The organism is Hyphomonas sp. UBA3601, from assembly GCF_002375605.1.
In the GTDB taxonomy this organism is placed as follows: domain Bacteria; phylum Pseudomonadota; class Alphaproteobacteria; order Caulobacterales; family Hyphomonadaceae; genus Hyphomonas.
In genome coordinates this window covers 1,532-2,724 of record NZ_DFME01000147.1, presented here as the reverse complement: position 1 = coordinate 2,724, position 1,193 = coordinate 1,532, and the positions used below count along the sequence as shown (strand labels likewise).

Genomic DNA, 1,193 nt, shown 5'->3' with positions numbered 1-1,193 from the left:
CTGAGCGTTCCCTCGGAGAGCGCCCAGGTGGCAACACCACCACCCCCATCACCCACAGCAGGGGTCACTGGCCCATCAACTGGCAGCACGAGGCTGCGAGCGTTTCCCGATTCGGCAAGGAAGGCGCGACCTTCCTGCTCGGAATCTGCCCACACGGTGATTCGAGTCGGCTCTCCATTGCCAACAACCTGCACCCGGCTGACATCGGCGGATGCGGCAAAACCCGCACCCAGACAGGCAATCACAAGGCAAACAAAGCGTAAAATAGTCATCAGGATCGCATGTATTCCAGATTCGAAGGTTTTCCCTACCAGACCGATTATTAACCCAGCATTGACCACAGGTTACGTATTACACAGCCTCAGCGCCCTTTTTGGTCTTTTCTTGACGGTCAAAATTGGGCAGTATCATCCGGTAGCCGCCAATCAGGCCTACCAAGCAAGTTTCCCAACGTCGCGACAGCGATCCCGGCTTCACCGAAAAGGCAAGCGGGCGCCGCGCTCCGGAAAGCAGAGAAGATGTACGCGGGTGCAGTAGTCAAAACCGATTTTCCTGTACTGCCCATGGGGCAGTCGGGTCGGCGTGACCGTATCCTCCCCCTAAATTTACAGACCGGCCCTGCGGCTGGCTTGAGGTGCGTTGACGCATCCAAAGCTGCTGCGCCGGCTCATAAGGTTCCTTTACATGAGCAAACTCATGCTAATCGACGCCTCGCACACGGAAGAGACCCGTGTTGCGATCGTCAACAATGGTCAGGTCGACGACTTTGACTTTGAAACAACTGGCAACGAACAACTCCGCGGAAACATCTACCTCGCAAAAGTAACGCGTGTAGAGCCGTCGCTTCAGGCGGCATTCGTTGAGTATGGCGGCAATCGCCACGGTTTCCTGGCCTTCAGCGAAATCCACCCCGACTATTACCAGCTGCCCGCGGAAGACCGCGAAGCCCTGCTGAAGGAAGCAGCCGAAGAGGCCGCTGCCCAGATCGAAGACGACGATGATGAAGATGGCGATGCAGTCGACATCGACGATGAAGACGACGTCGACAACGATGCAAGCGACGATGACTCTGACGAGTCGGAAGACTCCACCGATAATGAAAGCGGTGAAGCCAAGGCTGCCGCCGCACCCCGCCGGAAGAAGTCCAGCCGGGCTTCGATCTCCAAGCGCTACAAGATCCAGGAAGTCATTCG

At 57.0% G+C, this 1,193-nt stretch carries 1 protein-coding gene and 1 pseudogene; one reads left to right on the top strand and one right to left on the bottom strand.

Going from position 1 to position 1,193, the window contains the following annotated elements:
* The coding region (locus B4F73_RS16470; RefSeq protein WP_290483816.1) for a hypothetical protein at positions 1–272 on the bottom strand (272 nt) is incomplete at its 3' end.
* A gap of 412 nt (positions 273–684) precedes the next feature.
* Between B4F73_RS16470 and B4F73_RS16465 the strand changes: the two are divergent.
* Positions 685–1,193, top strand: a pseudogene (locus B4F73_RS16465) (S1 RNA-binding domain-containing protein); the annotation flags it as partial.